A 26033-nucleotide genomic window follows, 5' to 3' on the forward strand; every position below is an offset into this window, starting at 1 on the left:
CCCCGCGCCCCTGATGGGATGGTCCGGCTTTGCCGGGCATCCCTTCAGGGGCCGCTCAGGACCGTAGCGCCAGTCGCAGTTGTTCGTCCTCCACGATCCGGCGCGCCACCTCCGGGTCCGAGACATCCACCGCCTCCGGGACCGTCTCGGCGACCTCGCTGCGGCGGGCGTATGCGTCGAAGTCGTCCTGCTTCGTCCTGTGGGTCTCCAGGAGGCGTACGTCCACGCTGTCCGCGGCCAGCAGGCGGTGCACCTGGACCCGGCGGACCTGGCCCATCCGGTGGGCGCGGGCCACGGCCTGGGCCTCCTGGGCGGGGCTGAGCTGCGGCTCGCACAGGACCACGACCGACGCCGCCTGCAGGTTGAGCCCGGTGCCCCCGGTCCGTATCTGCGCGAGCAGCACCGCGTGCCCGGACACGGCGGTGAACTCGTCGACCAGCGCCTGCCGTTCGTCCGCGCCGGTCGCCCCCGTCAGCGGGCCGAGCGCCGCGCCGTCGAGGGCCGCCTCGACCGCGGCGAGCACTTCGAGGAACGCGGAGAACACCACGACCTTCAGGTCGTTGGCGGCCGCCTCCGCGACCAGCTCGCGCAGCCGGTGCAGCTTCGCGGAGCGCGCCGGGTCCGCGTACGACGCCCGGCGCATCGCCATGAAGTTCCCCTCGCCGACGGCCTTGCGGTACGCCGCGCGGTCGCCGTCCGAGAACTCCTCCCACTCGTCGGCATGGATCACCCCGGGCAGCTCCCCGAGCACATCCGGCTGATTGCGCCGCAGATAGCAGGGCGCGACCGCCGCACGGAACGCCTTCGAGTCCCGCAGCCCGGCCCCGTACTGCAGCGCCTTCGCGTCGCGGGACTCCAACTGCCCGATCAGCGCCCGGAATTCGGTGACGTGGTGCTCCATCGGGGTGCCTGTCAGGAACAGCACGCGCCCGGTGGACGGCCGCCGGAGCAGGGAGCGCAGCGCGTACGCCCGCTGGGTCTGCGGGTTCTTCACGTACTGCGCCTCGTCCGCGACCACCATCGCCAGCGGCACCTTGGGCACCTTCAGCGTCCGCAGCACGTCGTACGTGGTGACGAGGACGCCGCCGTCCGCCTGCCAGGCCGAGACGGCCGCATCGCGCCCGGGACCGTGCGCCCGGTACGCGGTGAGGGAGCTGCGGCCCTCGATCTCCCGTATCCAGTTGAGCAGCACGCCCACCGGACACACCACGAGGAAGTGCCGGCCCTCCTCCGCGGCCCGCAGATGGGCCAGCGCGGCCAGCGCCTGGATGGTCTTGCCGAGCCCCATCTCGTCCCCGATCAGGACCCGCCGCCGGGCCAGCGCGAAACGCGCGCCGAAAGCCTGGTAGCTGCGCAGGGAGACCTGCAGCAGCGACTCGTCCAGCGCCTGGGCCCGCACCTCCTCGGCGATCGAGGTCGGGATGTACCCCTCGGCGGACTCCCGGTCCTCGGGCAGATCGGCGACCTTGCCGAGCACCGTGTAGTACTCGGCGGCGCGCACCTGGAAGTCCAGCCAGGCCTGGTCGGCCGGCTCGGGGCCGCGCAGCAGGTCGGTGACGGCCTGGTCGAGCGTCATCCGTACGTCGTCGGCCGCCGCGTCCGCACAGGCCTGCCGCACGCGCAGCAGCGCGGCGCGCGCCTTCTCGCGGCGCTTGCCGCCGGTGAGCAGCCACTGCAGCCGGGAGGCGGTGGGCGCGGCGGTGTGCAGATCGTCCTCCAGCGCCTCGACGGTCTTACGGGCCAGCGCCGCCACCTCGGGGATGCCGGGCCCGGCGAGCACCATCCGGTTCAGTGCCCGCACCAGGGCGGTGTGCCGCGGATCCCCCTGCGCGTCCACATCGATCCGCACCGCCACGCTCTCCGCGGCCGCACGCCCCAACTGTTCGGCCGCGCCGTGCAGTTGACCCGCCGTCTGCGCGCCGATCCCCGGCACCTGCCGCAGTGCGTACGGCTGCGCCTCGCGGACCTGTCCCACCGAGGCGTACCCGCCCGCGTCCAGCGCCTGCAGCGCGGCCTCGCGCAGCTGCCCGCGCGTGACCTCCCGCAGCGCGGTCAGCGGCAGGCCCGCGAGCTCCTCCTTGACGCAGACCTCGGCGAGCACCCCGTACGCGCACCGCACCTCGCCCTGCGCGGCCTCCTGCTCGCGCAGCACCGACCGGGCCGCCCCCAGCAGCTCGCGCCCGGACCGCAGCAGGGCCCGGGCCCGCGCCCCCACGGCCGCCTGGCCGCCGCTCTCCGTCACGCCGCCCCCGTTCCGTGTGCACGTCCCCGTGCGATCTTCCCGACTGCATCCATCGTGTCAGGAGGCACCGACAACACGCCCTCGTCGCGCGGGGATTCGCCGGGCGGCGGTGGGAATCGTGTGGAGGTGATGGGGGATCGGTCACAGTCATGACGCTCTTGCCGGGCAACTGATCATGAAACGGACATCCTGCACTAAGCGGCCTTGACGTAACTCTTAACTCTGGACAGGCTGCTGGGCAGCATGCGTATGTCTGGGGCGGGTGTGAACGGGGCAAGCGGGACAAGCCCTTGCTGAGGCGGTCCCGTAAGAGAACAGCAAACCCCGCCGGGCCGTGGCCCCGGATACGGCTGCTCCATCGACGAGAAGCTACTGGGGGTAGCAGGCAGATGACCAAGAAGACGCGGATCCGCGTTGCGCGGATAGCCGCCGGTGCCGTGATCGCGGCCGGTGCGTCCCTCACCGCGGCCGGCGCGGCCTCGGCCGCCGGCATTGAGGTGCCTGGCGTGGGCAGCGTCGGCGTCACCGCTGACGAGGACGGCCTCAACGTCAACGCCCGACTGGGCGATGAGGACGAGGACGACGACGACTGCATCCCGGGCGCTCCGGACTGTGAGACCGCGGGCGGGACCACCACTGGTGAGACCACCTCCGGTGAGACCACGGGTGAGACAACGTCGGGCGAGACGACCGGTGAGACCACCTCTGGCGAGACCACGGGTGAGACCACGTCGGGCGAGACGACCGGTGAGACCACCTCCGGCGGCGACACCGACGGCGGCGCGACCGAGGGCGGCGACGCCGGCAACGGCGGCAACGGCAACGGTGGCAACGGGAACGGTGGCAACGGCAACGGTGGGAACGGCGGTGACGGAGGCAACGGCAACGGCGGCTCCGACAACGGCGGCTCCGGCAACGGCGGCAACACCGGCGGCAACGAGACCGACCCCGACAACGAGGGCAACCAGCCCGTCGAGCAGGGCGGCAAGGAAGGCCTCGAGGACACCGGCACGGCTCCGGCCGAGACCGGCAACGGTGGCGGCGAGCTCGCCGAGACCGGTGCGGCCGAGACCACATTCCTGCTGATCGGCGCCGCGACCATGATCGCCGGCGGCATCGGCTTCCGGATGCTCCCGCGTCTGGTGAACCGCAACACCGGTGCCGCTGCCTGAGTGCAGTGACCTGGAAGTGACGCTCGCGTGCGAGCGGCAGAAGGGCCCGGAGCCACCTCGGCTCCGGGCCCTTCTCACGTTCCTGCGGGCGCTAGGCCGCCTGGTGTGCCACCAGCGCCATCGCCGCCACCACCATCACGAGCAGCGCTATCAGCGTCACGGGATTCAACCCGCCGAAGGGGCCCTGCTGCGCGAGGCGCTCGCGGTTCGCCCGGCATACGGGGCAGCGGCCCTCGCTCACGGGCGCAGCACAGCTCGCACACACCAATCGGTCATAGGTCATGCGCCTGCCCTCCTCCCGCGCGGCCCCACCTCAGGGCTTCACCGCGCACAACGCTCACGGGAACGCTGCGGTTCCCCCTACCACTGTGCCAGCTTCGCCACGATTCGGCGCGCCCCGCCGGAAGGCACCGGTTCGCGTACGGGCGAATCACAGCGAATGCGGCGACAAATCGCACATCCCACGCGCAACCCCAGCCGCCCCCTGCGCCGCGTACCCCGCTTCGCGTATGGTCACGCTCACCTACCCCCGGCGACTCGTGGTGCATCCGTGATCCGATTCGACAACGTCTCCAAGACCTACCCCAAGCAGAACCGCCCCGCCCTCAGGGATGTCTCCCTGGAGATCGAGCGCGGCGAGTTCGTCTTCCTTGTGGGGTCATCCGGCTCCGGAAAGTCGACCTTCCTGCGGCTGATCCTGCGCGAGGAGCGCGCGAGCCAGGGCCAGGTGCACGTCCTCGGCAAGGACCTCGGCCGCGTCTCCAACTGGAAGGTGCCGCACATCCGGCGCCAGCTGGGGACTGTGTTCCAGGACTTCCGGCTGCTGCCCAACAAGACCGTCGGCGAGAACGTCGCGTTCGCGCTCGAAGTCATCGGCAAGCCCCGCGGCACCATCCGCAAGACCGTCCCCGAGGTCCTCGACCTCGTCGGTCTCGGCGGCAAGGAGTCCCGTATGCCGGGCGAGCTGTCCGGTGGTGAGCAGCAGCGCGTGGCCATCGCCCGCGCCTTCGTGAACCGCCCGATGCTGCTCATCGCGGACGAGCCCACGGGCAACCTCGACCCGCAGACGTCCGTCGGCATCATGAAGCTGCTTGACCGCATCAACCGCACGGGCACCACCGTGGTGATGGCCACCCACGACCAGAACATCGTGGACCAGATGCGCAAGCGCGTCATCGAGCTGGAAGGCGGACGCCTCGTGCGCGACCAGTCGCGCGGCGTCTACGGCTACCAGCACTGAGGCACAGAGCAACCCGAGCACTGAAAGGACGCCATGCGCGCCCAATTCGTACTGTCGGAGATCGGCGTCGGTCTCCGCCGTAATCTGACGATGACCATCGCGGTGATCGTGTCGGTCGCCCTGTCGCTCGCGCTGTTCGGCGGTGCCCTGCTCGGCCTCAAGCAGGTCAGCGTGATGAAGGGCTACTGGTACGACAAGGTCAACGTCGCCGTCTACCTGTGCAGCAAGGGCGACGCGGAGTCCGACCCCAACTGCACCGAGGGCGCGGTCACCAAGGCGCAGATGGCGACCCTCAAGGCCGACCTCGAGAAGCTCGAACCGGTCGAGCAGGTCATCCACGAGGACAAGGACGAGGCCTGGAAGCACTACCAGGAGCAGTACGGCAACTCGCCCCTCGCCCAGAGCCTGCAGCCCGACCAGATGCAGGAGTCGTTCCGCGTCAAGCTCGACGACCCCGAGAAGTTCAAGGTCATCACGAGCGCCGTCGCCGACCGCCCGGGCGTGCAGTCCGTCCAGGACCAGAGAGAGACCGTCGACAAACTCTTCGAGTTGCTCAACGGCATGAACATCGGAGCGCTCGCCCTCATGGGCCTGATGCTGATCGTCGCCCTGATGCTGATCGTCAACACGGTGCGCGTCTCGGCGTTCAGCCGACGCCGTGAAACGGGCATCATGCGGCTGGTCGGCGCCTCCAGCTTCTACATCCAGCTGCCGTTCATCATGGAGGCCGCTTTCGCGGGGGCGCTGGGAGCGCTGCTCGCCGCCGGGCTGCTGATCGCCGGCCGCGTCTTCATGATCGACCACGGTCTCGAACTCGCCGACAAGATGCCCCTGGTGAACTTCATCGGCATGGACGAGGTCTTCGCCGTCCTTCCGTTCGTCATCGTCATCGGTCTGCTGATGCCGGCGTTGGCGGCGTTCTTCGCGTTGCGCAAGTACCTGAAGGTGTGACACATGCCCCGGGCGCCGTACGGTCAACGGACCGTACGGCGCCCGGCGTTGTCCTAGACTCACCGACATGTCGGGCCCCGAGAGCCTCTTCAAGAGGCCCCGCAGCATCCGCCGCGGGGCGGGGCTGACGTTGCTCTTCGCGAGTGTGCTCGCCGCCGGTGCCGCGACCGGGTCCTTCGGTTCCGAGCCGCACCAGGAACCCGCCTCCCGTACCCCCGTCGCCCAGGACGTCTCCGAGGCCGCCGCCGAGGCGATGGCCGACGGCAAGTCGCCCACGGAGGCCGCCCGCGAGGCGGTCAGCCGCAGTGGTGACCGCTGGGGGCAGGTCTACGACGAGGAGGAGTACGAGAAGTTCGAGCAGGCCCTTGACGGCGAGTACACCGGTGTCGGCCTGTGGACCCGCAAGGACCGCTCCGGCGCGATCGAGGTGGCCGCGGTCCAGCGCGGCGGCCCCGCCGACCTCGCGGGCATCGAGAAGGGCGACGAACTGCGCTCGGTCGACGGCCGGCGCGTGCACGGCCGCTCACCGGCCGATGTCGTACGGCTCCTGCGCGGCGCCGACGAGGACGCGAGCGCCGGCCGTGCGGACGACGCGGCGCCCGGCAGCGAGGTCACGCTCGGCATGCAGCGCGGCAGGCGCACCTGGAGCAGCACCTTGCAGCGCGCCACCCTCGCCCGGCAGACCGTCTCCGTACGGGACTTCGCGGACGGCACCCGGCTGGTGAAGGTCGCCTCCTTCACCAAGGGCTCGGGCGCCGAGGTCCGCAAGGCGCTGGAGACCGCGCCCGCGGGCCATGGCATGCTGCTGGATCTGCGCGGCAACTCCGGCGGTCTGGTCGCCGAGGCGGTGGACGCCGCGTCCGTGTTCCTCGACGGCGGCCTCGTGGCCACGTACGACGTACGCGGCGAACAGCGCGCGCTGCACGCGATCCGCGGCGGACAGACCTCCAGACCCCTGGTCGTGCTCGTCGACGGCGGCACGATGAGCGCGGCCGAACTGCTCGCCGGCGCCCTGCAGGACCGCGGCCGGGCGATCGTGGTGGGTTCGCGGACCTTCGGCAAGGGCTCGGTCCAGATGCCCACCCGGCTGCCCGACGGCTCCGTGGCCGAGCTGACGGTGGGTCACTACCGGACCCCCTCGGGGCGCGGTGTCGACGGCCGGGGCATCACTCCGGACGTCCGGGCGGGCGAGAACGCCGAGAACCGGGCCCGCACAGTATTGACTGGCCTCGGACCCCCCTCGTAGTGCGAAAATGGCCAGCACTATGGCCAAGATGAAGGAATCCAGGAAGTCCGCGAAGGACAAGGCGCCCGAGCGCAAGCTCGTCGCCCAGAACAAGAAGGCGCGGCACGACTACCACATCCTCGACACCTACGAGTGCGGTCTCGTGCTCACCGGCACCGAGGTGAAGTCGCTGCGCCAGGGGCGAGCCTCGCTCGTGGACGGCTTCGTGCAGATCGACGACCACGAGGCATGGCTGCACAACGTGCATGTCCCGGAGTACGCCCAGGGCACCTGGACCAACCACTCCGCGCGCCGCAAGCGCAAGCTGCTGCTGCACCGCGACGAGATCGACAAGCTGGAGTCGAAGTCGCAGGAGACGGGGCACACGATCGTGCCGCTCGTCCTGTACTTCAAGGGCGGCCGGGCGAAGGTCGAGATCGCGCTCGCGCGCGGCAAGAAGGAGTTCGACAAGCGGCAGACGCTCCGCGAGAAGCAGGACCGGCGCGAGGCGGACCGCGCGATGTCGGCGGCCAAGCGCAAGGAGCGCGGGCGCGAGTAAATGGTTGGCCTCACCAGGCCCCGGTCCCGTACGATGGGCCGTGCACCTCACAGCAGGGGCACACGTCGGATCCCCGGATCCGGCTTTGAAAAATCAACATGGGGATGATCGGTTTCGACAGCGGATGTCGAAGCAGGGGAAGCGTGTCGAGGAAGCGGCAATGATCTCGTTAACCACATGCCGAAACCAATAATCGCCGATACCAAGCGCGATTCCTTCGCCCTCGCTGCCTAAGTAGCGACTTGCGAAGTGTCAGCCCGGGGGTGTTCCCGACCCGGATCCTGGCATCATTCAGGGGACTAAACCTTGATCCCGGTCACGGGGTGAAGAGGGAAATCAAACAGTGACTGAGCCTGTTCCGCACTCGTCCGGGTGATGCGGAGGGCTGAGAAACTCATACCGGACTGCACACGGAGAAGCCCTGATTCCGCACCGTTGGACGCGGGTTCGATTCCCGCCATCTCCACCACCCCATGTGTTGAATACAGCGCCCCTGACCTGCGGCTTTGCCGTCAGGTCAGGGGCGTTGTGCTGTGTCCGGGCAGGCCCTCCGTGGAGATGCGGGTGCGCACCTCGAAGAAGAAGCAGCCGAACTCCACAGCCCGTACGTGGACGAGGGCCACGGCGGGGTCGGCGAGGAGCGTGGCGATGGCCTGCTCCGCCTCGGTGGTGTGCGCGCGTGGGGACTCGATCAGACGGCCGCCGAGGATGTGGCCGCGGGCGTCGTACGCGCGCAGGACGCGGCGCTCGCCGTGCAGGGCGGCGGGGTAGTTGTCGCCGGGCGGCGGACCGCCGCACGCGTCGGCGTGCACGAAGACCGGGCCGCACTCGTCGTAGGCCCCGGGCTCGGCGCCCGTCTCCGCGGCCCAGCGTCGCAGGGGCGCGTACGAGACGAGCGCGATGCGCTCGCCGGCCGTGCTCCGCCGCAGACAGCAGCGCAGGGGTGCGCCGCCCTCGCGGTCGGTGAACGCCTGCCGGTGCTGCCCCGCGTCGTCCCGGATCAGGAGCTGCGCGAGCGTCTCGGGGGCGATGGCCCTGACCTCGTAGGTCCGGGTGTCGGGCTCGGTCTGCGTCGGTGTCATGACAGCCAGGGTGCGGGGGGCGGGACGTACGTGCTGGCGGGATTCGGACATCGCGTTGGAAGGCCGTGCCCGGGCCGAGTGGCTCAGCGCACCATACGGAACGCCACGTACGCGGGGTAGCGGTACGGCTCGATGCGGTACGCGTGGAACAGCGCATGGCACGTGGCCCGGACGCCGAGCGCGAAGTAGACGAGTCCGGCCGCGCCGATGACGACCGGTGCGACGACCGCGCCGTTCGACGCGGCCATCACCAGGGAGCCGAGAAGGAGCAGCCCCCACACGCTCCAGACGATCAACTGGGTCAGCGCGAAGTCGAGTGCGGTGGTGGCGTGCGCGCGCTGGTGGGCGTCCTTCGCCGTGTTCCGCAGGCACAGGGCCGGGACCCAGGCCAGGAACGGGAGGCCCAGGAGCAGGCACACCACGTGGGCGGCGTGACCGAACAGGGCGCCCGAGGAGTCGGGCGCGGAAGCCGGAGCCGTCGTGGTGGGCGTGGGGACGGTGGTGGTCATGGGGCCAGCCTAGGAACCGCGTATTGCGGCGGCCGGGAGCATTTGTAACGGGATGCGCGCAATACGTGGAAGGTCTCATGCCTTCTGTTGGGCGCGCCCCGGATCCGGGATGCTGCGGTGGCATGAGTAGACCCTTGGGACGTATGCGCAAGCGGGCCTTCGCCCTGCCCCTCGTCGTCGGTCTCGCCGCCACCGTGCTGACCTGGAGCGGACCGGCCGGTGCGGACGGGAAAGCGGCCGCCAGGCCCGGGCTCACCGAGGCCATCGAGACGATCCTCGCCGATCCGCGGATGGACGGCGGCGCGGCGAGCGTCGTCGTCGCCGACGCCGGCAGCGGGGAGGTCCTGTACCGGCACGAGGCGTCCCGTCGTCTGATGCCGGCCTCCAACACGAAGCTCCCCACCTCCGCCGCCGCGGCCGAACTGCTCGGCACCGACTACCGGTTCACGACCGAGGCGCTGGCGGACGGGGCGCGGCACGGCTCCGTACTGCGGGGTGATCTGTATCTGCGGGGGAGCGGTGACCCGACGGCGCTCGCGAGCGACTACCGCAAGCTCGCCGCCGACGTCGCGGACAGCGGGGTGCGGACGGTCAGCGGTGATCTCGTCGCGGACGACACCCGCTTCGACACGCAGCGGCTCGGGCGGAGTTGGGCCGCCGACGACGAGTCCTCGTACTACTCGGCGCAGATCTCCGCCCTCACCGTCGCCCCGGACACGGACTACGACGCGGGCACGGTGATCGTCGAGGTCCACCCGGGCGCCGCGGCGGGCGAGCGGCCGCGGATCGCGGTGACGCCCTCCACCGGGTACGTGAAGACCGTCAACCGGGCCGAGACGCTGCCCGCCGGGCAGGACGGCGGCCTCACGGTCGAGCGGCGGCACGGCGGCAACGAGATCGTCGTCAGCGGCGGCATCCCCGCGGGCGACGACCCGGCCAAGGAGTGGGTGACGGTCTGGGAGCCCACGGGCTACGCCGCCGACGTCTTCCGCAGGGCGCTGGCCGCGGAGGGCGTACGGGTCGTCGGCGGGACCCGGCTCGGGAAGGCGGCGCCCGAGGGAGCGAGGGAGGTCGCGGTGCACAGGTCGATGCCGCTCAAGGACCTGCTCGTCCCGTTCATGAAGCTCTCCAACAACATGCATGCCGAGGCGCTCACCAAGGCCATCGGTTACGAGACCGCCGGCAGCGGCACCTGGAACGCCGGGCTCACCGCCATCGCCGGCTATCTGAAGCAGGCCGGGGTCGACAGCGCGAAGCTGCGGCAGGTGGACGGCTCGGGGCTCTCGCGGATGAACAACATCCCGGCCGCCCAACTCGCCGAACTGCTGCTCTCCGTGCGCGAGGAGCCCTGGTACGCGGACTGGGCGCGGTCCCTGCCGGTCGCCTGCGATCCCGACCGGTTCGTCGGCGGCACGCTCAGGTCGCGGATGTGCGGGACGCCGGCCGCGCTCAACGCACGCGGCAAGACCGGCTCGCTCACCGGCGCCTCGGCGCTGTCGGGTTATGTGAAGGACAAGGACGGGCGGGAGCTCGTCTACGCGATCGTGCTCAACAACTACCTCGCGTCGTCCGTGAAGAGCATCGAGGACGCCATCGTTGTGACCCTCGCCTCCTCCGGCGCGGACGGGGCCACGGCCGTGCGTCCGCTCCGGCGGAGCGGGGACGCGGGAAGCGCGGACATTGAATGTTCCTGGAGCAAAGCAAGGGGCTGCTGAGTCACATGAGGTGACGGCGGAGGGGCCTGCCGTACGGCGGGGGTCCCTCCGCCTTCGTATGGCCAAATCTTTGCCATCGTTTCGGGGCGCCGGATGGAACCGCTCCCATGCCGGACTGCGTCAGCAGCGCTGAGGCAGAACTGACCTGAACCAACGGGTGTCACTCGTCTGCGCTACATTCGTCATCCGGGCGCAGAGTGATGAGGGGGGCGCTCGGACCGGGTGGGGTCCGGTCCGGCGGCGAGTGCCCGGTCTCGCGCGCGCCCGCCGGTTCCTTGGGGGAATAGGCGTACAGCAGTGGAGAATTGGCGGGAAGACGCCCTCTCGGGGCACACACACGATCCGAACGAGGTCACGGTCCAGATCGATGGTCTGGGCCGTCTGCGGGCTGACGAGGCCCTGGCCGCCGAAGGCAGCCGGGATGCCGACAAGCCCGTTTTCGTCGATGAGTCCGGCAGCCGTGGGCGCAAAGTGCGGCGGATCGGCTGGATCATGGGCGTCGTCTGCGCGGTGTACGCGGTGGTGCTCGTCGCCACGCTCGCCTCGGGCAATTCGGACGCGCCGTGGATGCCGGGCATCGGCGACGACAAGAAGTCGTCCGGCAAGGTGAAGCCCTCGCCTTCGCCCACCGGCCCGACCTCGACGGCCGACCCCGGAGCCACTCCCGGCCAGGGCGAGTCCGTCGGCACCGGGAACCCTTCGCCGACCGGCCTCCCCACGGGCGGCCCGACGCCCGATCCGACCGACACGGGCAAGCCCACGGTGAAGCCCACCGACGGCGGCGACCCGGACCCGGACCCGACCACTCCGGACCCCGATCCCGACCCGACGACACCGGACCCCGACCCGGACCCGTCCGACCCGGTCGACCCGCCGGACCCGACCGACCCGGTCGACCCCACGGCCGGCAACACCGGCGGGGGTGGCAACGGCGGCAACGGACAGCCCGTCGTCTCCGGAGCCGATGCCCCCACCCCCGAAACAGGTCCCGCCCAAGAGGGCGGGAGTCACGTCTCCCTGGCAGGCGCCGCACTATGACCCCCCGTTCCACCGGTGCCGCCCGCAGGCGCCGTGTCCCCCTGCGGTACCTGCTGCCGCTGCTGTTCCTCGTCGCGCTCCTCGCGATGCTGATGCTGCGCGGCTACGTGCACAGCGAGATCCTGGCCGACCACCGGGTGCGCCCGCCCGCCGCCACCGACCAGGTGCCCCACCGTGTGCTCGGCGGCGGCCCGGTGATCGACGCGCGCGAGGACCACATCACCACGCGTGAGGTCCCGCGCAAGAAGCTCGTCCTGACCTTCGACGACGGTCCCGACCCGACCTGGACGCCGAAGGTCCTCGACGTGCTCAAGGAGCACGACGCCCACGCCGTCTTCTTCGTCACCGGCACCATGGCCTCGCGCTACCCCGACCTCGTCAAGCGCATGGTCGACGAGGGCCACGAGGTGGGGCTGCACACCTTCAACCACCCCGACCTCTCCTACCAGTCGAAGAACCGCATCGACTGGGAGCTCTCCCAGAACCAGCTGGCGCTCGCGGGCTCGGCCGGCGTGCGCACCACGCTGTTCCGGCCGCCGTACTCGTCCCACGCCGACGCCTTCGACAACAAGAATTGGCCGGTCGCGCAGTACATCGGCTCCCGCGGCTACATCACCGTCGTCAACAACACCGACAGCGAGGACTGGAAGCGCCCCGGGGTCGACGCGATCATCGAGCGCGCCACGCCCAAGAAGGGCAAGGGCGCCATCGTCCTGATGCACGACTCGGGCGGCAACCGCTCGCAGACCGTGGCGGCGCTCGACCGGTTCATCCCCGACCTGCAGGCCAAGGGCTACGACTTCACGCACCTCACCGGTGCGCTGGGCGTGCAGAGCGCGCACACCGAGGTCACCGGGCTCGACCTGTGGAAGGGCAAGGCGTTCGTCTACGCGGTGCAAGCCTCCGAGCACGTCACCGACGTCCTCGTCGTGGGTCTCGCCGCGATCGGCGTCCTCGTCATCGCCCGCTTCGGCCTGATGCTGGTGCTGTCCTTCGCGCACGCCCGCCGCACCCGCCGCCGCGGCTTCCGCTGGGGGCCGCCGGTGCAGGAGCCGGTGTCGGTGCTCGTACCCGCGTTCAACGAGGCGAAGTGCATCGAGAACACCGTGCGTTCGCTGGTCGGCAGTGACCATCCCATCGAGGTCATCGTCATCGACGACGGCTCCACGGACGGCACGGCCCGCCTCGTCGAGAGCCTGCGGCTCCCGGGCGTCCGGGTGGTCCGCCAGCACAATGCGGGCAAGCCCGCCGCACTGAACCGCGGTGTGGCCAATGCCCGTCATGACCTGATCGTGATGATGGACGGCGACACCGTCTTCGAGCAGTCCACGGTCCGCGAGCTGGTCCAGCCGTTCGGCGACCCGCGCGTGGGCGCGGTCGCGGGCAACGCGAAGGTCGGCAACAAGGACTCGCTGATCGGCGCCTGGCAGCACATCGAGTACGTGATGGGCTTCAACCTCGACCGCCGGATGTACGACGTCCTGCGCTGCATGCCCACCATCCCCGGCGCCGTCGGCGCGTTCCGCCGTTCCGCCCTGGAGCGCGTCGGCGGGATGAGCGACGACACGCTCGCCGAGGACACCGACATCACGATGGCCCTGCACCGCGACGGCTGGCACGTCGTGTACGCGGAGAACGCGCGGGCCTGGACCGAGGCCCCGGAGACCGTCCAGCAGCTGTGGTCGCAGCGCTACCGGTGGTCGTACGGCACGATGCAGGCGATCTGGAAGCACAAGCGCTCCTTCATCGAGGGCGGGCCCTCCGGCCGCTTCGGACGCGTCGGCCTGCCGCTGGTCTCGGCGTTCATGGTGCTCGCCCCGCTGCTCGCGCCGCTGATCGACGTCTTCCTGCTGTACGGGCTGTTCTTCGGGCCGACCCAGAAGACGATCATCGCGTGGCTGGGCGTCCTCGCCATCCAGGCCGTCTGCGCCGCGTACGCCTTCCGGCTCGACCGCGAGAAGATGACGCATCTGATCTCGCTGCCGCTGCAGCAGATCCTCTACCGGCAGTTGATGTACGTGGTGCTCCTGCAGTCCTGGATCACCGCACTGACCGGCGGCCGGCTGCGCTGGCAGAAGCTGCGGCGCACCGGCGTGGTGGGCTCGGCGCCCGGCATCCCCTCCCAGCAGCACCACGGCGAGCGGAGGCCGGTCGGATGAGCACGCACCGCTACGACCCCTCGGGCTCGGGGCACCCGGACGAGCAGTCCGCGTGGCCCACGTCGTACGACCCCGGCTTCGACCCGTCGTACGACCCGACGCGGGACCCCACCCGCGCCTCCACGTACGACCCCACCCGCGCCTCCACGTACGACCCCGGCTACGACCCGTCCTACGACCCGGCGCTCGACCCCACCCGCGCCGGCGGCGCGTACGCGGTCCCGCAGCAGCGGACCACCGAGCCGGAGCCCGAGGCCGCCCCCAAGCCCTCGGCCCCGAAGCCGGGCCGTGACCGGTACCTGGACCTCCTGCGCTCCCTCGCGCTGGTCCGCGTCGTGCTCTACCACATCTTCGGCTGGGCCTGGCTGACCGTCCTCTTCCCCTCCATGGGCGTGATGTTCGCGCTCGCCGGATCGCTGATGGCGCGCTCCCTGAAGCGGCCCGCGCTCGGTGTGATCCGCGGCCGGATCCGCCGTCTGCTGCCGCCCGTCTGGCTGTTCGGCGCCGCCATCGTGCCGATCATGTTCCTGCAGGGCTGGGACCCGGCGAAGGACCTCGGCGGCACCTGGTTCCTGCAGTTGCTCAACTACGTGTTCCCGGTGGGCGCCCCGCCCTACCCGTGGCAGAGCGGCTCGCCCTCCGGACTCCTGGAGGAGACCTGGGCGGTGCAGGCCGCCGGTGTGCTCTGGTACATCCGCGCGTACCTGTGGTTCGTGCTCGCCTCGCCCCTGCTCCTGTGGGCCTTCCGGCGGCTGCCGTATGCCACGCTGCTCGCCCCGCTCGCGCTCACCGCGGTGGTCGGCACGGGCCTCGTGAAGATCCCCGGCGAGACGGGGAACGCGGTCACCGACTTCGCGGTCTACGGCTCCTGCTGGGTCCTGGGCTTCGCCCACCAGGAGGGCACGCTCAAGAAGATCCCGCGGTACATGACGGTCTCGCTGGCCGCGCTCCTGATGGCCTTCGGCCTGTGGTGGGCCTCGAACCACCTCGGCCCCGACGGCTGGGACCTCAACGACATCCCGCTCGCCCAGGCCACCTGGTCCTTCGGCTGCGTGGTGATCCTGCTGCAGTACGCGCCGTCGTGGCAGGAGCTGCCGGGCCGGCTCAAGCAGTTCGACAAGCTGATCACGCTCTCCAACAACCGTGCCGTCACGATCTATCTGTGGCACAACGCGCTGATCATGGCGACCATACCGATCCTCGACCAGGTCTGGGACATCCCCGGCTTCTACGAGAACTTCGGGCCGGCCTTCGAGACCACGTACACGGTCTGGATGTTCGTGCTCGTCTGGCCGCTCATCGGCCTGATGATCGTGGCCGTCGGCTGGATCGAGGACATCGCCGCCAAGCGCAAGCCACGCCTGTGGCCGAACGGCTCGAAGCGCCGGGGCTCCACGGGGACCGGCGGATCAGGCGGGTCCGGTCGGAGGGCGCGCTCACACGCCGCCTGATGTACGGGTGAGAGCAAGGTTGCGCCGCGGTCATCTGATCGGGCACCGCCCGGAAACCACCGCTCCCTAGCGTCGTCCTCGACCGGATGACGCATCAGGGGAGGCGCGATGACAGCCCGAGCCACAGCGCAACAGCGCAGGTCAGGCCGCTGGATCGAGCGGTGGGACCCGGAGGACGAGGAGTTCTGGGCGACGACGGGGGAGAAGGTCGCACGGCGCAACCTTCTCTACTCCGTCCTCAGCGAGCACATCGGCTTCTCGATCTGGTCGCTGTGGTCGGTGCTCGTCCTGTTCATGGGCCCGGAGTACGGCATCGACCCGGCCGGGAAGTTCTTCCTCATCGGTACGGCGACGCTGGTCGGCGCGGCGATCCGGGTCCCGTACACCTTCGCGGTGGCGCGCTTCGGCGGGCGCAACTGGACGGTCTTCAGCGCGCTGCTGCTGCTCGCCCCGACCCTGGCCGCCTTCGCGGTCATGGAGCCCGGCACCTCGTACACCACCTTCCTCATGGTGGCGGTGCTCACCGGTGTGGGCGGCGGCAACTTCGCCTCGTCCATGACCAACATCAACGCCTTCTTCCCGCTGCGGAAGAAGGGCTGGGCGCTCGGTCTGAACGCGGGCGGCGGCAACATCGGGGTGCCGGTCGTACAGCTCATGGGCCTGCTCGTGATCGGCGTCGTGGGCGCGGGACACCCGCGGCTGCTGCTCGGGATCTATCTGCCGCTGATCGTCCTCGCGGCCACGCTCGCCGCCCTGCGGATGGACAACCTCGCGCCCGTGCGCAACGACACCCGTGCCGTACGCGAGTCGGTGAGCGATCCGCACACCTGGATCATGTCTTTCCTCTACGTCGGCACCTTCGGCTCGTTCATCGGCTACAGCTTCGCCTTCGGTCTCGTCCTGCAGACCCAGTTCGGCCGCACCCCGCTGCAGGCCGCCTCGCTCACCTTCATCGGACCGCTGCTCGGCTCGCTGATCCGGCCGGTCGGCGGACTGCTCGCGGACCGCTTCGGCGGGGCCAGGATCACGCTGTGGAACTTCGCGGCCATGGCCGTGGCGACCCTTGTGGTGATCTTCGCGTCGCTGCGCGAGTCCCTGCCGGTGTTCCTTGTGGGCTTCACCGCCCTGTTCGTCCTGAGCGGGCTCGGCAACGGGTCCACGTTCAAGATGATCCCCGGCATCTTCCAGGCGAAGGCGCTGGCCAGGGGCCTGACCGGCGAGGCGGCCGATGCCTGGGCGCGCCGGCTCTCCGGCGCCGCGATCGGTCTGATCGGGGCGGTCGGCGCGGTCGGCGGACTCGGTATCAACCTCGCGTTCCGCCAGTCCTTCCTGAGCGTCGGCAACGCCACGGCCGCCTTCACGGCCTTCCTCGTCTGCTACGCGCTGTGCTTCGTGGTGACCTGGGCCGTGTACCTGCGCCGCCCGGCCCCCGCACCCGCCACGGCCGCCACCGAGCCGAAGCCGCAGCTCAGTTACGCCGAGGTGTGATCCTTGCAACCCGCGCGCCGGGTCGCGTAACACCCGTGCAATCAGGGCGAACCGAGCCTGTCACGCACCGTTGGCAGGCTCGGTCGACCGCACGATGGGACAACGACATGGCAGATCAGACCCGCCCCCTGGCCGGATTCACCGTCGGCGTGACGGCAGCGCGCCGCGCCGACGAACTGGGCGCGCTCCTGGAACGGCGCGGTGCGACCGTCCTGCACGCGCCCGCGCTGCGGATCGTGCCGCTCGCCGACGACAGCGAACTGCTCGCCGCCACCAAGCAGTTGCTCGACCACGCGCCCGACGTGGTGGTCGCCACCACCGCGATCGGCTTCCGCGGCTGGCTGGCCGCGGCCGACGGCTGGGGCATCGGCGACGCGCTCCTCGCGTGCCTGCACGAGGCCGAACTGCTCGCCCGCGGGCCCAAGGTCAAGGGCGCCATCCGGGCCGCCGGGCTCACCGAGTCCTGGTCGCCGGCGTCCGAGTCGATGGCCGAGGTGCTCGACCGGCTGCTCGCCGAGGGCGTCGACGGCCGCCGCATCGCCCTCCAGCTGCACGGCGAGCCCCTGCCCGGTTTCGTCGAGTCGCTACGGGCAGGAGGCGCCGAAGTCGTCGGCGTCCCGGTGTACCGGTGGATGCCGCCGGAGGACCTGACGCCCGTGGACCGGCTGCTCGACGCGGTCCTCGCGCGCACCGTGGACGCGGTCACGTTCACCAGCGCCCCGGCCGCCGTCTCGCTCCTGAACCGCGCGGCGGAACGAGGCCAGGACGCGGAGCTGCTCGCCGCGCTCGGCCACGACGTGCTCGCCGCCTGCGTCGGACCCGTCACCGCCCTGCCGCTGCAGGCCCAGGGCCTGACCACGATCCAGCCGGAGCGCTTCCGCCTCGGCCCCTTGGTCCAGCTCCTGTGCGTCGAACTCCCCGTCCGCGCCGCGCTGTTGCCCGTGGCCGGGCGCCGGCTGCAGATCCGCGGCCACGCGGCCGTGCTCGACGGCGAACTGCGGCCCGTCCCACCCGCCGGCATGGCGCTCCTGCGGGCGCTGGCCCGCCGTCCCGGCTGGGTGGTCTCCCGCGCGGACCTGCTGCGCGTCCTGCCGGGCGCCGGGCAGGACGAGCACGCGGTGGAGACGGCCATGGCCCGCCTCCGCGCGGCCCTGGGCGCCCCGAAGCTGATCCAGACGGTGGTGAAACGCGGATACCGCCTGGCCCTGGACCCGGCGGCGGAGACGAAGTACTCGGGCTGACACGCCCACGGCCCCGCCCACAGGGGGCGGGGCCGTTCACGTGGCCGTACGGTCCGATCAGGCGGCGGTCCGGGCCGTTCGGCGGCCGAACAGGATCAGGGCGCGGCTCAGGCAGACCACGGCGGCCACGTTGAGGATGCCGCGGATGTGGTTCCACATGACCCACGGGTCCTCGAAGTCCGCCCGTACGGAGGCGGGGGAGGCGATCTTCGCGGGGTCGCCGGCGGCGTCGAGAGCGTCGTTGAGCGGCACATTGGCGCCCATCGTCACGAAGAACGCCGCGAGATACAGGGCGGTCCCGGCCAGGACCCACCCGATGACCGGCCGCTGCTTCCTCAACTGCCAGGCGGCGAAGGCCGGCAGGGCGAGGGCGCCGAGCATGCCGAGGAAGAACAAGGGGTTGCGGATCACGATGTTGATGTCCTGCATCATGCCGATGTAGGTGCGGTCGTCCTGGCGGGCGAGCGCGCCCATCACGGACGTGGAGTAGGCGAACCAGACACCCGCCATGACGCCGTTGAACAAGGTGGCGGCGATCAGGACGATGCCGGTGCTCCTGGTGCGCTGCTGCTGCGGTGCGGTTGTCGTCGTCATGTGATCAGTCAAGCGCCCGGGCCGCCCCCGCGGCCATGGTCCAGCCGCTCGGGGGCATACGCGAGGGTCCACCGCGCTGCGCGAGGGTCCACCGCGGGCCGTTTCCCGCCCGGGGTACGGTGCGCCGATGACCGATGAGACCTATGAGATCCGGGCCGCGACACCGGAAGACGCCGCCGCGCTCGTCGAGGCGCATCTGCGCAACAGGGAGCACCTGCGTACCACCGACCCCGTGCGCGCCGACTCCTTCTTCACCGTCGAGGGCCAGCTCGCCCGCCTGAACGACGGGAGCGTGCGCTGGATCATCACCCACGGCGACAAGGTCATCGGCCGCGCCGACCTCTCCGGGGTCGCGCTCGGCCCCTTCCGCAGCGCCGCCCTCGGCTACTGGATCGACGGCGAGTACCTCGGCCGCGGGCTCGCCGTACGGGCCGCCGAGACGATGCTCGCGCACGCCCGTGACGACCTCGGACTGCACCGCGTCGAGGCCGCCACCCTCACCGACAACCTCGCCTCGCAGCGCGTCCTCGCCAAGTGCGGCTTCGAGAAGATCGGCTTCGCGCCCACGTATCTGCACATCAACGGCGCGTGGCGCGACCACTTCCTGTTCCAGCGGATCCTGCACGACGACCCGCCGCCGCTGATCTGAAGGCGCGGTCCACAAGGAGCCTCTGAACGCGGGGTCTTCCGGCCGTGCGCGCGGACGGGCACTCTGTGAGGGACACCGGCTGCCGGTGACCGTCATCGCCGGCACCGGCCACACCGGTGACCCCACAAGGCGGTGACAGGCGCATGGTGGCGAGTACGGCGGCGTACGAGCTGCGCTTCGACTCCGGCAGGATCTGTCTGGATCTGCTCGCCACGGCCCATCCGGTCGAACGCCTCGACGGCACCGGCGCGCTCTGCGCCTGGCTGGTCGGCGCGGGCCTGGTGCCCGCAGGCGGTCCGCTCGGGCGGATCGACGTCGGGTGTCTGCTGCGCTTCCGTGAACTGCGGGCGGACATAGACCAGTTGATACGGGCCGAACCGGCGCTCGACCGCAGGCCCCTGGAGTCCGCGCTCGACCGGATCAACACCCGCGCGCGCGGCGCTCCGCCCGCACCGCGCGCCGTCCTGACCGACGACGGGCGGCTCGTGCGCCGGCTGCACGACGACCCGGACGGACCGGCCCTGCTCGCGGCGGTGGCGCGCGACTTGATCGAGCTGCTCACCGACCCCGTCGCCGCTTCCCGGATCCGGCAGTGCGAGGGTGACAACTGCAGCCTGGTGTACCTGGACACCTCGCGCGGGCGCCGCCGCCGCTGGTGCTCCAGCGAGGTCTGCGGCAACCGGGAGCGGGTGGCGCGCCACCGGCGCCGTATGGCCGTGTCGTGAGGGTGCTCCTGAACGACGGTTCAGGAAAAAACTTCCCGACGCGTTGAACACGCGGCCCGCCCGCCCCGTAACTCCCCTGTGAGCGAAGCAATGTGGGGGCAGCCCCGTCCGATCAGGGGACACCGGAGGCAGGCGTGCGCAAGGATTCCGCAGTGGCCGACGAACGACCTCCGCGGGCCAGGCACCGGGTGCCCCCGCCCTCGGAACAACCCGCCCCCGACGAGGACTTGATGCGCGCGCTCTACCGCGAGCACGCGGGTCCCCTCTTCGCGTACGTCCTCCGTCTGGTCGCGGGGGACCGCCAGCGTGCCGAGGACGTGGTGCAGGAGACGCTGATCCGCGCGTGGAAGAACGCCGGGCAGCTCGACCGCGCCACCGGCTCCGTCCGCCCCTGGCTGGTCACGGTCGCGCGGCGTATCGTCATCGACGGACACCGCAGCCGGCAGGCCCGGCCGCAGGAGGTCGACCCGGCACCACTGGAGGTCATCCCCGCGGAGGATGAGATCGACAAGGCGCTTTGGCTGATGACACTTTCGGACGCGCTCGACGATCTGACCCCCGCGCACCGGGAGGTCCTCGTGGAGACGTATTTCAAGGGACGCACGGTCAACGAGGCGGCCGAAGTGCTCGGCATACCCAGCGGCACCGTCCGCTCCCGGGTCTTCTACGCCCTCCGGTCGATGAAGCTGGCGCTGCAGGAGCGGGGGGTGTCGGCATGAGCGGCTACTACGGTCCGGACGCACCGGGCGGATACGAGCCCGCGGACGTCCACGAGACCGTCGGCGCCTATGCGCTCGGCATCCTCGACGACCGCGAGGCGACAGCCTTCGAGGCGCATCTGGCCGGCTGCGGCTTCTGCGCGGCCCAGCTCGACGAACTCGCCGGCATGGAGCCCATGCTCGCCGCGCTCGCGGATCTGCCGCAGCAGCCCGTACGGCAGGTCGGCGAGCAGCTGTCCGCGCAGCCGAGCGGGCGGCTCCTGGACAACCTCGTCGGCGAAGTGGCCCAGAAGCGCGCGCAGAAGCGGCGCCGCGGCTTCTATCTGGTGGCCGCCGCGGCCGCGCTGATCATCGGCGGTCCGCTCACGGTGGTCGCGATGAACGACGGAGGCGGCACGGCGACCCCGCACGCCCACTCGACGAGCCCCGCCGAGGACGCCTTCTTCCACCACATGGACACCAAGCTCACCGCGACCGACGCGGACACCGAGGTCACGGCGACCGTCGGCGTCGAGAAGAAGGGCTGGGGCACGCACACCGTCCTGGAGCTCAAGAACGTCAAGGGACCGCTCAAGTGCTCCCTGATCGCGATCGGCAAGAACGGCGAGGAGGAGACGGTCACCTCGTGGTCCGTCCCCGACCGCGGCTACGGCATCGAGGGCGGCTCGGACAAATGGTCCCGCACCCCGCTGTACGTCCACGGCGGCGCGGCCCTCGAACCGGACGAGATCGACCGCTTCGAGGTCCGCACCTTCGACGGCAAGAAGCTTGTCGACGTGAAGGCCTGAAGGTCGCCGACCGGGGCCCCTTTCGATTACGGTGGACGGCTGCTCATATCGAGCAGCAGCACGTGAGAAGGGGACCTCGGTGGCCGACGTCAATGCCGCCTCGCCGTCCGGTACGCGGGAGCGCGAGCTCGCCGTCGAACAGCGGCATCTCGACCGGGTCTACGCCCGCCTCGAAGAGAAGATCGACGAGGCCGAGTTCCTGATGAAGGACGCGGCCAAGCGCTCCCAGGTCGGCACACCCGGCGCGCTCGCCGAGCGCGACGCGCAGGTGTACCGCGCGGGGATCCATCTCAACCGCCTCAACAACGAGTTCGAGGACTTCCTCTTCGGCCGGATCGACCTCGTTCTCGGCAAGGACGGCAAGAAGGGCCCCGACGGCGCTTACACCTCGGTGGAACCCGCCGAGGACGCGATCCGCCCGGACAACACCGCCGACATCGCCGAGACCCTGCACATCGGCCGGATCGGCGTCCTCGACGCCGACTACTCGCCGCTGGTCATCGACTGGCGCGCGCCCGCCGCCGCGCCCTTCTACCGCTCGACGCCGGTCGACCCGGGCCGGGTCGTCCGCCGCCGCGTGATCCGCTCCAAGGGCCACAAGGTGCTGGGCGTCGAGGACGACCTGATGCGTCCCGAGCTCACCGCGTACCTGGACGGCGAGGAGCTCCCCGCGCTCGGCGACGGCGCCCTGATGGCCGCGCTCGGCCAGGCCCGCAGCCACTCGATGCGCGACATCGTGGCCTCCATCCAGGCCGAGCAGGACCTGGTCATCCGCGCCCCCGCCGCCTCCGTCACCTACGTGGAAGGCGGCCCCGGCACCGGCAAGACGGCAGTGGCCCTGCACCGCGCCGCCTACCTCCTGTACCAGGACCGCCGGCGCTACTCCGGCGGCATCCTGATCGTCTCGCCCACCCCGCTGCTCGTCGCGTACACCGAGGGCGTGCTGCCCTCGCTCGGCGAGGAGGGCCAGGTCGCGATCCGTGCGGTGGGCTCCCTGGTCGACGGCGCCGAGGCCACGCTCTACGACGATCCGGCCGTCGCCCGCGTGAAGGGCGCCTCCCGGATCCTCAAGGTGCTCCGCAAGGCGGCCCGCGGCGTCCTCGACGCCCCGCCCGCCCAGCCGCAGCTCTCCTTCGACGACCCGGACGACTCCGACGGCTCCGACGGCTCCGACGACGATTCCGTACGGGAAGCGGGCACCCCCGTCCGCACCGACCTGCTCCGCGTGGTGGCCTTCGGCCGCCGTCTGGAGCTGGGCGCGGACGACCTGCGCCGCATCCGCCAGACCGCACTCGGCGGCACCGCCCCGGTCAACCTGCTCCGCCCGCGCGCCCGCAAGCTCCTGCTCGACGCGCTGTGGGCCAAGTCGGGTGCGGGCTCCCGGCACTCGGACCCGGAACTCGCGGCCGAGCTGCGCTCCTCGTTCGACGACGACGTCAGCGACGAGGACAGCTTCACCGCGTTCCTGAACGCGTGGTGGCCCGAGCTCACCCCGCGTACCGTCCTGGCCGCGATGGCCGACGAGCGGCGCCTCGCGCGCTGGGGCCGGCGGGTCCTCAACCCCGGCGAGGTCCGCAAGGTCGCGCGCTCGCTGCGCCGCGACGGTCTCACCGTCCACGACGTGGCGCTCCTCGACGAGCTCAACGCGATCCTCGGCACCCCCGCCCGGCCCAAGCGCCGCCGCGAGGCCGATCCGCTCGACCAGCTCACGGGCCTGGAGGAGCTGATGCCGCAGCGCGAGGAGACCCAGCGCGAGCGTGCGGAGCGACTGGCGCAGGAGCGCGTCGAGTACGCGCACGTGATCGTGGACGAGGCGCAGGACCTGACCCCGATGCAGTGGCGGATGGTCGGCCGCCGCGGCCGGCACGCCACGTGGACGGTGGTCGGCGACCCGGCCCAGTCCTCCTGGTCCGAGCCGGACGACGCGGCCGCGGCCCGTGACGAGGCGCTCGGCAGCCGCCCGCGCCGCCGCTTCGAGCTCACGGTCAACTACCGCAACCCCTCCGAGATCGCCGACCTCGCGGCGAAGGTCCTCGCGCTCGCGATGCCGGGCATGCCGTCACCGAAGGCGGTCCGCTCCACGGGCCTCGAGCCGCGTTTCGCGGTCGTCGGCGCGCAGGTGCCGGCGGGTACACGGGACGGTCTCGGCGCGACGGTACGGGCGGAGGCGGCGCGGCTCCTGGAGCAGGTCGACGGGACCGTCGGCGTCGTCGTGGCGATGCGCCGCAGGGGCGAGGCCGCGCGCTGGCTGGAGGGCCTGGGGGAGAGGGTCGTGGCGCTCGGGTCCCTGGAGGCGAAGGGCCTGGAGTACGACGCGACGGTGGTGGTCTCCCCGGCGGAGATCGCGGACGAGTCACCGGCGGGCCTGCGGGTCCTGTACGTGGCCCTGACCCGGGCGACCCAGCAGCTGACGGTGATCTCGGCGGCGTCCGACGCACCCGACGCGCAAGGGGTGCCCGACCTGCTGCGGGACTGAACAGGGCCGTTCGCGGGAGGGTCGGAACGGATCCGCCGGGACGGGAATTGCCTTGCGGGGATCGTTTGTTACCTTGGACGTGGCACCGGCTCGATCCAAGCCCCCGGGCCCAACCTTCGTCGCTACGAGCGACCACTTGCCGCGAGGCGAGCATGGCGGGTCGGTGTCACTGAGCTTTGCGAAGAGGTCCACGTCACACGCTGACGTGGACCTCTTTGTATGTAGCAACAGAGTCGGTACGTGGCCCCTGAAGGGACTTCCGTCCCGCACCTTACTTCTCGTATGGTGGAAGAAGTTTTCCGAAATTGCCCGTCTCCAAGAGCAAAACGTTCTAAACCCGGGACGGCTACCTCGTACCGGCAGGTAGGTGCGACGATCGGATGACGCACGCGATGGCAGTTTTTTTGCAAAACAGGTGAAAGAGAGAAGTCGGCAATGGCAACGGCGCCCAGCGTCTCCTACTCGATGACGGTCCGTCTTGAGGTGCCCGCGAGCGGCACGGCCGTCTCGCAGCTCACCACGGCCGTCGAGTCCTCCGGTGGCTCCGTCACCGGCCTCGACGTGACCGCGTCCGGCCACGAGAAGCTCCGGATCGACGTGACCATCGCGGCCACCTCCACGGCGCACGCCGACGAGATCGTCGAGGAACTGCGCGGGATCGAGGGCGTGACCCTCGGCAAGGTCTCGGACCGTACGTTCCTGATGCACCTCGGCGGCAAGATCGAGATGGCGTCGAAGCATCCCATCCGCAACCGTGACGACCTCTCCATGGTCTACACCCCGGGTGTGGCCCGGGTCTGCATGGCCATCGCCGAGAACCCCGAGGACGCCCGCCGCCTCACGATCAAGCGCAACACCGTCGCGGTCGTGACCGACGGCTCCGCCGTGCTCGGCCTCGGCAACATCGGCCCGATGGCCGCCATGCCGGTCATGGAGGGCAAGGCCGCGCTCTTCAAGCGTTTCGCCGACATCGATGCCTGGCCGATCTGCCTGGACACCCAGGACACCGACGAGATCGTCCAGATCGTGAAGGCCATCGCCCCCGGCTTCGCGGGCATCAACCTCGAGGACATCTCCGCGCCGCGCTGCTTCGAGATCGAGGCCCGCCTTCGCGAGGCCCTCGACATCCCCGTCTTCCACGACGACCAGCACGGCACCGCGATCGTGGTGCTCGCCGCGCTGACCAACGCGCTGCGCGTGGTGGGCAAGTCGATCGGTGACGTGCGCGTCGTCATGTCGGGCGCGGGCGCGGCCGGTACGGCCATCCTCAAGCTCCTGCTCGCCGCCGGCGTCAAGCACGCCGTCGTCGCCGACATCCACGGTGTCGTGCACGCGGACCGCGCCGACCTGGTCGACGCCGCCGCGGACTCGCCGCTGCGCTGGATCGCGGACAACACCAACCCCGAGGGCGTCACCGGCACGCTCAAGGAAGCGGTCGTCGACGCGGACGTATTCATCGGCGTCTCGGCGCCGAACGTCCTCGACGGCAACGACGTGGCGGCCATGGCCGACGACGCGATCGTGTTCGCGCTTGCGAACCCGGACCCCGAGGTCGACCCGTCGATCGCCCGTCAGACGGCGGGAGTTGTCGCCACCGGGCGCTCCGACTTCCCCAACCAGATCAACAACGTCCTCGTGTTCCCCGGTGTGTTCCGCGGCCTGCTCGACGCGCAGTCGCGCACGGTCAACACGGAGATGATGCTCGCGGCCGCCTCGGCGCTCGCGGACGTGGTGTCCGAGGACGAGCTCAACCCGAACTACATCATCCCCAGCGTCTTCAACGACAAGGTCGCGGGCGCGGTCGCCGGCGCGGTGCGCGGCGCGGCCAAGGCGGCGGGTGCCGCGGGCGCGTGAGGCGCTGAGCCTCTGATGTGCTTCCGCGGGCCCGTGCTTCCGGTGTGACCGGAAGCACGGGCCCGGCGGCGGCGCGTCGTGGAACGCGGTGCGCGGTCCGGCCCTCTAATGTTGCGGCGGAAACCACGCCCTCACGCCTGGCGTCGCTGCGCAGGG

General features: G+C 70.9%; 22 protein-coding genes and 1 other RNA gene. 18 read left to right on the forward strand and 5 right to left on the reverse strand.

The features are described 5' to 3' along the window. Positions 1–55: 55 nt before the first annotated feature. Entirely contained in the window at positions 56–2242 is a 2187-nt protein-coding gene (locus ACIBI4_RS20480) for a DEAD/DEAH box helicase (protein ID WP_399205364.1), read from the reverse strand. A 389-nt stretch (positions 2243–2631) separates the two neighbouring features. Here ACIBI4_RS20480 and ACIBI4_RS20485 point away from each other — a divergent pair, with 389 nt between their 5' ends. Continuing rightward, a complete protein-coding gene (locus ACIBI4_RS20485; protein ID WP_399205365.1) occupies positions 2632–3414 on the forward strand; it encodes a hypothetical protein in 783 nt (260 codons plus the stop codon). Positions 3415–3505: 91 nt separating this feature from the next. Here ACIBI4_RS20485 and ACIBI4_RS20490 read toward each other — a convergent pair whose 3' ends face one another. Further along, entirely contained in the window at positions 3506–3697 is a 192-nt protein-coding gene (locus ACIBI4_RS20490) for a hypothetical protein (RefSeq protein ID WP_399205366.1), read from the reverse strand. Positions 3698–3964: 267 nt separating this feature from the next. Between ACIBI4_RS20490 and ftsE the strand changes: the two genes are divergently transcribed. The 5 genes from ftsE (at position 3965) to ssrA (ending at position 7858) form a co-directional block, all read left to right on the forward strand. Continuing rightward, the gene (gene ftsE, locus ACIBI4_RS20495; RefSeq protein WP_399205367.1) at positions 3965–4654 is read left to right on the forward strand and encodes a cell division ATP-binding protein FtsE; all 690 of its coding nucleotides are present in this window, start codon (positions 3965–3967) and stop codon (positions 4652–4654) included. A gap of 33 nt (positions 4655–4687) precedes the next feature. Next, the gene (ftsX, locus tag ACIBI4_RS20500; protein WP_399205368.1) at positions 4688–5605 is read left to right on the forward strand and encodes a permease-like cell division protein FtsX; all 918 of its coding nucleotides are present in this window, start codon (positions 4688–4690) and stop codon (positions 5603–5605) included. A 67-nt stretch (positions 5606–5672) separates the two neighbouring features. Next, positions 5673–6851 (forward strand): S41 family peptidase, encoded by a 1179-nt coding sequence (locus ACIBI4_RS20505; protein WP_399205369.1) that lies wholly within the window; start codon positions 5673–5675, stop codon positions 6849–6851. Between the two features lie 28 nt (positions 6852–6879). Further along, positions 6880–7389, forward strand: a complete 510-nt coding sequence (gene smpB / locus ACIBI4_RS20510; protein WP_399205370.1) for an SsrA-binding protein SmpB — start codon at positions 6880–6882, stop codon at positions 7387–7389. 100 nt (positions 7390–7489) lie between these two features. Further along, positions 7490–7858: a transfer-messenger RNA gene (ssrA, locus tag ACIBI4_RS20515) on the forward strand. A gap of 43 nt (positions 7859–7901) precedes the next feature. On the opposite strand, the gene ACIBI4_RS20520 is transcribed toward ssrA, so the two are convergent. Continuing rightward, the gene (locus ACIBI4_RS20520) at positions 7902–8471 is read right to left on the reverse strand and encodes a DUF1203 domain-containing protein (RefSeq protein WP_399205371.1); all 570 of its coding nucleotides are present in this window, start codon (positions 8469–8471) and stop codon (positions 7902–7904) included. A gap of 83 nt (positions 8472–8554) precedes the next feature. Continuing rightward, entirely contained in the window at positions 8555–8980 is a 426-nt protein-coding gene (locus tag ACIBI4_RS20525) for a DUF4870 domain-containing protein (RefSeq protein ID WP_399205372.1), read from the reverse strand. A 122-nt stretch (positions 8981–9102) separates the two neighbouring features. On the opposite strand from ACIBI4_RS20525, the gene dacB reads away from it, so the two are divergent. From dacB to ACIBI4_RS20555, 6 genes are all read left to right on the forward strand, one after another. Then, positions 9103–10695, forward strand: coding sequence for a D-alanyl-D-alanine carboxypeptidase/D-alanyl-D-alanine-endopeptidase (gene dacB / locus ACIBI4_RS20530; RefSeq protein ID WP_399205373.1), 1593 nt, complete (start codon positions 9103–9105; stop codon positions 10693–10695). Positions 10696–10992: 297 nt separating this feature from the next. After that, entirely contained in the window at positions 10993–11733 is a 741-nt protein-coding gene (locus ACIBI4_RS20535) for a hypothetical protein (protein WP_399205374.1), read from the forward strand. Further along, entirely contained in the window at positions 11730–13892 is a 2163-nt protein-coding gene (locus ACIBI4_RS20540; protein WP_399205375.1) for a polysaccharide deacetylase family protein, read from the forward strand. Before ACIBI4_RS20535 ends, ACIBI4_RS20540 begins: the two co-directional genes overlap by 4 nt. Next, positions 13889–15343, forward strand: a complete 1455-nt coding sequence (locus ACIBI4_RS20545) for an acyltransferase (RefSeq protein WP_399205376.1) — start codon at positions 13889–13891, stop codon at positions 15341–15343. The genes ACIBI4_RS20540 and ACIBI4_RS20545 overlap by 4 nt, the downstream gene beginning before the upstream one ends. A 108-nt stretch (positions 15344–15451) precedes the next feature. Continuing rightward, entirely contained in the window at positions 15452–16831 is a 1380-nt protein-coding gene (locus ACIBI4_RS20550; protein ID WP_399205377.1) for a nitrate/nitrite transporter, read from the forward strand. 107 nt (positions 16832–16938) lie between these two features. Next, on the forward strand, positions 16939–18072 hold the full coding sequence (locus ACIBI4_RS20555) for a uroporphyrinogen-III synthase (protein WP_399205378.1): 1134 nt from the start codon (positions 16939–16941) through the stop codon (positions 18070–18072). 57 nt (positions 18073–18129) lie between these two features. On the opposite strand, the gene ACIBI4_RS20560 is transcribed toward ACIBI4_RS20555, so the two are convergent. Further along, positions 18130–18666, reverse strand: a complete 537-nt coding sequence (locus ACIBI4_RS20560) for a DUF1772 domain-containing protein (protein ID WP_399205379.1) — start codon at positions 18664–18666, stop codon at positions 18130–18132. 127 nt (positions 18667–18793) lie between these two features. Between ACIBI4_RS20560 and ACIBI4_RS20565 the strand changes: the two genes are divergently transcribed. From ACIBI4_RS20565 to ACIBI4_RS20590, 6 genes are all read left to right on the forward strand, one after another. Continuing rightward, positions 18794–19315: a GNAT family N-acetyltransferase gene (locus ACIBI4_RS20565; RefSeq protein WP_399205380.1), complete on the forward strand. Its 522-nt coding sequence runs from the start codon at positions 18794–18796 to the stop codon at positions 19313–19315. Positions 19316–19458: 143 nt separating this feature from the next. After that, complete coding sequence (locus tag ACIBI4_RS20570; protein ID WP_399205381.1) at positions 19459–20040, forward strand: CGNR zinc finger domain-containing protein; 582 nt, start codon at positions 19459–19461, stop codon at positions 20038–20040. Between the two features lie 134 nt (positions 20041–20174). After that, entirely contained in the window at positions 20175–20759 is a 585-nt protein-coding gene (locus tag ACIBI4_RS20575; protein WP_399205382.1) for a sigma-70 family RNA polymerase sigma factor, read from the forward strand. Continuing rightward, positions 20756–21547, forward strand: coding sequence for a zf-HC2 domain-containing protein (locus tag ACIBI4_RS20580; protein WP_399205383.1), 792 nt, complete (start codon positions 20756–20758; stop codon positions 21545–21547). Before ACIBI4_RS20575 ends, ACIBI4_RS20580 begins: the two co-directional genes overlap by 4 nt. Positions 21548–21626: 79 nt before the next feature. Continuing rightward, positions 21627–24023: a HelD family protein gene (locus ACIBI4_RS20585; protein WP_399205384.1), complete on the forward strand. Its 2397-nt coding sequence runs from the start codon at positions 21627–21629 to the stop codon at positions 24021–24023. 435 nt (positions 24024–24458) lie between these two features. Continuing rightward, positions 24459–25877 carry an NAD-dependent malic enzyme gene (locus tag ACIBI4_RS20590; protein WP_399205385.1) on the forward strand — a complete coding sequence of 473 codons (1419 nt, stop codon included), beginning with the start codon at positions 24459–24461 and terminating at the stop codon, positions 25875–25877. The last annotated feature ends 156 nt before the right edge of the window (positions 25878–26033 follow it).

The sequence above is a fragment of the Streptomyces sp. NPDC050418 genome, assembly GCF_044458745.1.
Lineage (GTDB): Bacteria > Actinomycetota > Actinomycetes > Streptomycetales > Streptomycetaceae > Streptomyces.

What these genes read in the sequence shown, in the direction of transcription:
- ACIBI4_RS20485 (WP_399205365.1), top strand. Translation starts at nt 2,632, where the DNA reads ATGACCAAGAAGACGCGGATCCGCGTTGCGCGGATAGCCGCCGGTGCC.
- ACIBI4_RS20490 (WP_399205366.1), bottom strand. Translation starts at nt 3,697, where the DNA reads ATGACCTATGACCGATTGGTGTGTGCGAGCTGTGCTGCGCCCGTGAGC.
- ftsX (WP_399205368.1), top strand. Translation starts at nt 4,688, where the DNA reads ATGCGCGCCCAATTCGTACTGTCGGAGATCGGCGTCGGTCTCCGCCGT.
- ACIBI4_RS20505 (WP_399205369.1), top strand. Translation starts at nt 5,673, where the DNA reads ATGTCGGGCCCCGAGAGCCTCTTCAAGAGGCCCCGCAGCATCCGCCGC.
- smpB (WP_399205370.1), top strand. Translation starts at nt 6,880, where the DNA reads ATGAAGGAATCCAGGAAGTCCGCGAAGGACAAGGCGCCCGAGCGCAAG.
- ACIBI4_RS20520 (WP_399205371.1), bottom strand. Translation starts at nt 8,471, where the DNA reads ATGACACCGACGCAGACCGAGCCCGACACCCGGACCTACGAGGTCAGG.
- ACIBI4_RS20525 (WP_399205372.1), bottom strand. Translation starts at nt 8,980, where the DNA reads ATGACCACCACCGTCCCCACGCCCACCACGACGGCTCCGGCTTCCGCG.
- dacB (WP_399205373.1), top strand. Translation starts at nt 9,103, where the DNA reads ATGAGTAGACCCTTGGGACGTATGCGCAAGCGGGCCTTCGCCCTGCCC.
- ACIBI4_RS20540 (WP_399205375.1), top strand. Translation starts at nt 11,730, where the DNA reads ATGACCCCCCGTTCCACCGGTGCCGCCCGCAGGCGCCGTGTCCCCCTG.
- ACIBI4_RS20545 (WP_399205376.1), top strand. Translation starts at nt 13,889, where the DNA reads ATGAGCACGCACCGCTACGACCCCTCGGGCTCGGGGCACCCGGACGAG.
- ACIBI4_RS20550 (WP_399205377.1), top strand. Translation starts at nt 15,452, where the DNA reads ATGACAGCCCGAGCCACAGCGCAACAGCGCAGGTCAGGCCGCTGGATC.
- ACIBI4_RS20555 (WP_399205378.1), top strand. Translation starts at nt 16,939, where the DNA reads ATGGCAGATCAGACCCGCCCCCTGGCCGGATTCACCGTCGGCGTGACG.
- ACIBI4_RS20560 (WP_399205379.1), bottom strand. Translation starts at nt 18,666, where the DNA reads ATGACGACGACAACCGCACCGCAGCAGCAGCGCACCAGGAGCACCGGC.
- ACIBI4_RS20565 (WP_399205380.1), top strand. Translation starts at nt 18,794, where the DNA reads ATGACCGATGAGACCTATGAGATCCGGGCCGCGACACCGGAAGACGCC.
- ACIBI4_RS20570 (WP_399205381.1), top strand. Translation starts at nt 19,459, where the DNA reads ATGGTGGCGAGTACGGCGGCGTACGAGCTGCGCTTCGACTCCGGCAGG.
- ACIBI4_RS20580 (WP_399205383.1), top strand. Translation starts at nt 20,756, where the DNA reads ATGAGCGGCTACTACGGTCCGGACGCACCGGGCGGATACGAGCCCGCG.
- ACIBI4_RS20590 (WP_399205385.1), top strand. Translation starts at nt 24,459, where the DNA reads ATGGCAACGGCGCCCAGCGTCTCCTACTCGATGACGGTCCGTCTTGAG.